The organism is Falsiruegeria mediterranea M17, from assembly GCF_900302455.1.
GTDB lineage: Bacteria > Pseudomonadota > Alphaproteobacteria > Rhodobacterales > Rhodobacteraceae > Falsiruegeria > Falsiruegeria mediterranea.
Window position 1 is genome coordinate 1 of sequence record NZ_ONZG01000038.1, and the last position, 1,765, is coordinate 1,765.

The following is a 1,765-nucleotide window of genomic DNA, read 5'->3' on the forward strand; positions in this document are numbered from 1 at the left end:
ATGAAGGTACTTGTGCCTGTCAAGCGCGTGATTGACTACAATGTGAAGGTTCGCGTTAACGCGGATGGTAGCGGTGTCGATCTCGCCAATGTCAAAATGTCGATGAACCCGTTCGACGAGATTGCAGTGGAAGAGGCGATCCGCCTGAAAGAAGCCGGTAAGGCCGACGAGATTGTCGTCGTGTCGATCGGCGTCGCAAAAGCTCAGGAAACCCTGCGCACCGCGCTGGCCATGGGTGCGGATCGCGCCATTCTGGTCGAAGCCGCTGATGACGTTCACACCGACATCGAGCCGCTCGCCGTTGCCAAGATCCTGGCGAAAGTTGTCGAAGAAGAGCAGCCCGGCGTTGTTCTGGCCGGCAAGCAGGCGATCGACAACGACATGAACGCCACCGGTCAGATGCTGTCGGCCCTTCTGGGCTGGTCCCAGGGCACCTTTGCATCCGAGCTGGACATCGACGGCGACACCGCCAAGGTGACCCGCGAGGTCGACGGCGGCCTGCAGACCATCAACGTGAAGATGCCCGCCATCATCACCGTTGACCTGCGCCTGAACGAGCCGCGCTATGCCTCGCTGCCCAACATCATGAAGGCCAAGAAAAAGCCGCTGGATACCAAGACCGCCGCTGATTACGGCGTCGACGTGTCCCCGCGTCTGGAAATCGTCAAGACCGAAGAGCCGCCCGCACGTGCCGCAGGCATCGTCGTTGGCTCGGTGGACGAGCTGGTCGAGAAACTCAAAGAAGCGGGGGCTGTGTAATGGCTGTTCTTCTTCTCGCCGAAGTCAACAACGGCGAACTGGCGCTGGACGCCACTGCCAAGGCTGTCACCGCTGCAAAAGCACTGGGTGACGTGACCGTTCTGGCCGCGGGTGGTTCCGCCGCCGCAGCGGGCGAAGCCGCCGCCAAGATCGACGGTGTCGCCAAGGTTCTGGTCGCCGAAGACGAAACCCTGGGCCACCGCCTGGCGGAATCGACGGCCGCGCTGATCGTGTCGCTGGCTGGCGATTACGAACACATCGTTGCCCCGGCCACAACCGACGCCAAGAACGTGATGCCCCGCGTCGCGGCCCTGCTGGACGTGATGGTGATCTCGGACGCGACCGAAGTGGTTGACGGCTCGACATTTGTGCGCCCGATCTATGCAGGCAACGCCATGCAGACCGTCAAATCGTCGGACGCCAAGAAGGTCATCACCTTCCGCACCTCGACCTTTGACGCCGCAGGCGAAGGCGGCTCGGCCGCGGTTGAAACCGTGTCGGCTGCTGCTGACCCGGGTCTGTCGAGCTGGGTCGAAGACAAGGTTGCCGCAAGCGACCGGCCTGAGTTGACCTCGGCTGGCGTTGTTGTCTCGGGCGGCCGTGGCGTCGGGTCTGAGGAAGACTTCAAACTGATCGAAGGTCTGGCAGACAAGCTGGGTGCTGCTGTTGGTGCATCGCGCGCCGCGGTCGATTCGGGTTATGCGCCGAACGACTGGCAGGTGGGTCAGACCGGTAAGGTTGTCGCCCCTGAGCTTTATGTCGCGGTCGGCATCTCGGGCGCGATCCAGCACCTGGCCGGCATGAAGGATTCGAAAATCATCGTCGCGATCAACAAGGACGAAGAAGCACCGATCTTCCAGGTCGCCGATTACGGCCTGGTCGCAGACCTTTTTGCCGCTGTGCCCGAGCTGACCGAAAAACTCGGCTAAGCCACCGGCCCAGAAAGAAACACAAAAGGCCCGCCACCGGCGGGCCTTTTGCTTCAGTCCAAATCCCGAAGCGCGCG

At 62.0% G+C, this 1,765-nt stretch carries 2 protein-coding genes; both read left to right on the forward strand.

All coding sequences use genetic code 11. The annotated features are described in order from the left end of the window. Window positions 1-759, forward strand: coding sequence for an electron transfer flavoprotein subunit beta/FixA family protein (locus TRM7615_RS25220; protein WP_108792734.1), 759 nt, complete (start codon window positions 1-3; stop codon window positions 757-759). Continuing rightward, entirely contained in the window at window positions 759-1,688 is a 930-nt protein-coding gene (locus tag TRM7615_RS25225) for an electron transfer flavoprotein subunit alpha/FixB family protein (RefSeq protein WP_108792735.1), read from the forward strand. Before TRM7615_RS25220 ends, TRM7615_RS25225 begins: the two co-directional genes overlap by 1 nt. The last annotated feature ends 77 nt before the right edge of the window (window positions 1,689-1,765 follow it).